The following is a 4,099-nucleotide window of genomic DNA, read 5'->3' on the forward strand; positions in this document are numbered from 1 at the left end:
CATAATTTCCAAGAGTAATCAAAACATTTGTTCTTTTTAGAAGGAGTTTTTATGGATAACTACAGAAGAGGTTCACATACACATGCTTATTTCCATGCCTCCTGATGTTGCTCCGGTGAAACTGATCAACACCTTAAAGTCACAGCTCTCTAAAGAAGTCAGGATCAAATACCGTGAACATATAGAAAAATTTCTGTGGGGAGATGCTCTTTTCTGGAGCAGGAGCTATTTTTGTGCCACAACCGGGTCCGTTTCACTTGAAACAGTGAAAAAATATATATAGAAAGCCAGCGCACGGATGACCACAAAAGAAAATATGAAAGAACAGGACGATACAGTAAAGCAAAACGCTGAGGGTCAGCGATTCATCCCCCACCGACTATGTCGGAAGGAGTTTTCTCGCCGATACATCATAATAATAATGCCATTTATACAACTTATTTGTGCGCAATTATTGTATATTATTATTAGGAAAATGTTGCAATTAGTCGGTAATATGCATTATTTTGTATAGGAACACATGTTAAAAATCACTCTTACTGTGGAGGTGTAAAATGTTAAATAAACAGTATTTAAAAATAAATGTTATAGCTGCGATGTTTTCAGCTCTTGCGATTGCATTTGCAACAAGCGGATGTGGTACTCCCGCAGCTAAAAATAATACCGGTGAGTCCGAATCAACATCAGAAAAAGTTGAAGTTTCTACTGACAACACAAATGAATCCAGCACAGAAAATACTACAGAAGAGGACGACAACCGCGTCCTGTATCAGAGCTACCTGAATAACACGCTTCGCGTAGAGGGTAGCTATTTCCTGGAAAAATATCAGGAAATGATAGATCTATATGGCGAGCTGCAGGCATATTATTACGATGTTGATGAGGACGGAGAAAAAGAACTTCTTATCAATGAACCTTCCTACGGCTTTGATATTTTTGATGTAAAGGACGGATCTGTTTATCTTCTTACCTGCGGAGACGGAACTTCGGCTTTTTGCTCTGTTTATGAAGGTAACGGACATACATATATCAGCCACAGCGACTTTTCTCATATGGGAAGGCAGTACCAGGATCTGGCCAGATATGATGCTGAGGGCAGGATTGTCGAACAGATGAGCATCAATGCTGAGTACTTCGATGCTGAGGAAGACGTCTATAACGAAAACAGTGACTTCACCTACAATGGTAAGCCCATAACCATGAAGGAATACGAAGCCTACATGGATACTTACAAATTTGTTGACCCTGATGTAATGGAAAAAGCAGTTTTTGATATGCCTGCTCCTACTGCCAAAGCAAAAACTGACTACAATATTTATGAAGAATACTACACCATCGTTGATCAGGCTGATCCGCTTAAATGGGATGGTTTTCAGCTGATTGACCTTGACGAAGACGGCACACCGGAACTATTCGCGACCTGTACCAATGAAAACAGGCCTGATCCCGGAATGCAGCCCTACATGATAGTCGGCTATAATGATCAGGGCGTTGTTATGAATGATGATTTAGGTGACGGAGTCGCTTCTGCCGGAGGTTACAGAGGAACTCTCTACTATCTTCCCGGCACCGGCAAGCTGCTTGACAGCGCAATCCAGGCACCTCTGGGCCTCCCTTCCGACACAATCTATGAGATGAAGGACGGCTCAATCAACTATACTCAATATGGCGGCTTTGATGTGACAGAATACCCGGATGATGACGATTATAATAGCTGGGATCCGATGGAACACGGCGAATGGAATTGGATGAATGAACCTGTTTCAGAAGATGAATATAAGCAAAAATTTTTAGAGGCCACGGAAAACACTTCCGGTATAGCCATGAGTGAAATTGACTACATGGATAAGGAATCCATACTAAAAAAATTGAAAGAACTGATGTAGGGCAATCAAATATCATGCCCTACATTGTGATCGTTACCTTCGTCCCATTCATCAAAAATATCAATCCTGGGATTATCAAGTAACTCTTTATAAAAATCACTACTGTAAAAATCTGTTATGGCAGCCACATCCCGCAAAGGGCCTCCCGGAACTGTAGTGTAAATACTCAGGTTTATACGTTTAAAATGCGCAAGACCAATCTCTATGTCCTTCTTTAGCTGATCAATGGTCTGTCCCTGCATGCCATACATTAGGTTGATCCACTGATAATGAGCAGATAATTCTTCAGGGGTGACACCGGGTAATCCCTTATGCAAATAGTCCTCCCTGAGTTTTTCATCAAAGGTTTCCACTCCGCATCTGAAAAGAACATCGATGTTGTAAGCTTTAAAAAAGTCTACGAAAAACGGATTACTATCCCTGTAAATATAATGCCCCTCAAGGATGACGGTTTTTATATCTTTTTCCGCGCAGGTTTCCCTTATGTAATTCATGGTGGTAAAAGGAAGCTCGGTATAAGAAGCAGAACAGGTAACGTCAAGGCATGAAGAGCCAATATCTTTGCCTCTTACCTGCTTAAGAACCTTTTTGTTTACAGCGTCGCATGCCAGGACAGAAGATGATTTATCATCCTGATAGTCGCAAAAGGCGCATTTTCCCCATGAACATCCAAGTGATACCAAAAGCACATTTTCTCTTGGTAGGGCACTCTTATTATCAAACTGATATCTTACAAGATCATGTATCATGCTGCAGCCTCAGTAACATCTTCCACATCTTCTTTGATTTCTTCATTTTCCTCTTCAATAAGAATTCCTGATTTTTTGCTGTTTTTCGCAAGATAGAGGAAAGGTGTATCGCAGAGAGCAATAAGCATCTCAATCAGTGAGCCTGCAACTGCTATCTCAAGGCAGTAAAGGAGATCATATGTGCCAATAAATGCAAGAATGGAAAATGCAAAGTTTTCAGCGCAGTTGCAAAGGATTGTGGAGATGTTATTTCTAAACCACATGTGTTTTCCGTTGGTTTTTTCCTTAATCTTCTGATATAAGATTACATCGAGCCAGTTTGACAGCACAAACATAAGACCGGATGCAGCTGTGATTCTTACTGACATAGCAAAAATAGTCTTCATACCGGGATCCACAGCGTCATAAGCATTGGGGATAAAGCTCTGGGTGAACTGCGCAAAAACGATGTATGCGATAAGTGAAGCGGCCGCAATTTTAACGGCACTTTTGCTGGCTTTTACGCTGTATTTTTCATTGAGGATATCTGTAGCCAAATAGGTTGAAGCAAACATTACATTGCCGAGCGCAGTGGATATACCTGCAATATCGACCTGCTTTGAAACCTGTATGTTGGCAAATACTACAGCAAGAGCCATCCAGGTATAAAGCCCCCACTTGCCAAAAAGCCTGTCCATAATTACAACGCCGGAAAAAAAAACGACTAACTCAAAAATTCCAAGAAATAAATTCATTATCTGTAACCTCTCTTTATATATGCTCAGAGCAGGTCAGAAACAACGAATCATCAAAAAAGCTCTGCGCATTAGCACGCAGAGCAATCAGAATACATAGATATTTCCAATCAGCCCTGGTTTTGTTTAACGACAGGATGGTGCAAACGAACTGTCGGTGTCGAAAAGACCTTGGCTATCTTACACTGTTTGAAATATCATGTCAATAAAAATTTGATCGCTGATAAAGATGCAGAAATTGCCGAGTTAAAAAAGGCTCTGAATGATATAAAGAGGCAATCAAAATAACCTGCTTTTTTATATTCAGGCTACTTATAAGCACTGATGATCCCTATGCGGCGCAAATAAAGCGCTGTCATAGGGATTATTCTATTGCTTATGCCGTCCTATTAATATGTCCCTAAGTCAAAACAGCAAAAAAGTCCTCCCGCCACTAATTCGAAATAATGACAGGAGGACTTATCTTACTTCTTATTCTTTACTCTCTTAACTGTTGCGTTCTCAGGAAGGCCTGACTTTTCAAGAAGCGTCTTGTTCTTCTCAAAGTTTTTGGCGTTGGTCTTCACCTTTATGACTACGTTCTTTTTTGTGTTCTTAAAGGCATATTTTCCAACTTTCTTAAGCTTTCCTCTGACGACGACTTTCTGAACCTTCTTACCGTAGTTAAAGGCATTCTTGTCTATAGTGTTGATGTTTTTTCCTATATCAACTTTTGTTGCCTGCTTGCAGT

The 4,099-nt window shown here is 40.4% G+C and carries 5 protein-coding genes; 2 read left to right on the forward strand and 3 right to left on the reverse strand.

Annotation, left to right across the window (positions count from 1 at the left end):
- Positions 1-55: 55 nt before the first annotated feature.
- A complete protein-coding gene (gene tnpA, locus G596_RS26160; protein WP_442855885.1) occupies positions 56-283 on the forward strand; it encodes an IS200/IS605 family transposase in 228 nt (75 codons plus the stop codon).
- 271 nt (positions 284-554) lie between these two features.
- Positions 555-1,886, forward strand: a complete 1,332-nt coding sequence (locus G596_RS0120145) for a hypothetical protein (protein ID WP_022763587.1) — start codon at positions 555-557, stop codon at positions 1,884-1,886.
- Positions 1,887-1,891: 5 nt separating this feature from the next.
- Here the strand turns inward: G596_RS0120145 and G596_RS23250 are convergent, their stop codons facing one another.
- The 3 genes from G596_RS23250 to G596_RS0120160 form a co-directional block, all read right to left on the reverse strand.
- Positions 1,892-2,635, reverse strand: a complete 744-nt coding sequence (locus G596_RS23250) for a hypothetical protein (protein ID WP_022763588.1) — start codon at positions 2,633-2,635, stop codon at positions 1,892-1,894.
- On the reverse strand, positions 2,632-3,369 hold the full coding sequence (locus G596_RS0120155; protein WP_022763589.1) for a queuosine precursor transporter: 738 nt from the start codon (positions 3,367-3,369) through the stop codon (positions 2,632-2,634). The genes G596_RS23250 and G596_RS0120155 overlap by 4 nt, the downstream gene beginning before the upstream one ends.
- Positions 3,370-3,833: 464 nt before the next feature.
- Positions 3,834-4,099 (reverse strand): leucine-rich repeat protein (locus G596_RS0120160; protein ID WP_026671442.1); only part of this gene is annotated, 266 nt, incomplete at its 5' end.

The sequence above is a fragment of the Butyrivibrio sp. AD3002 genome, assembly GCF_000420905.1.
GTDB lineage: Bacteria > Bacillota > Clostridia > Lachnospirales > Lachnospiraceae > Butyrivibrio.

Bases quoted from the DNA above. Each gene is read 5' to 3' on its own strand.
- G596_RS0120145 (WP_022763587.1), top strand. From the start codon at position 555: ATGTTAAATAAACAGTATTTAAAAATAAATGTTATAGCTGCGATGTTT.
- G596_RS23250 (WP_022763588.1), bottom strand. From the start codon at position 2,635: ATGATACATGATCTTGTAAGATATCAGTTTGATAATAAGAGTGCCCTA.
- G596_RS0120155 (WP_022763589.1), bottom strand. From the start codon at position 3,369: ATGAATTTATTTCTTGGAATTTTTGAGTTAGTCGTTTTTTTTTCCGGC.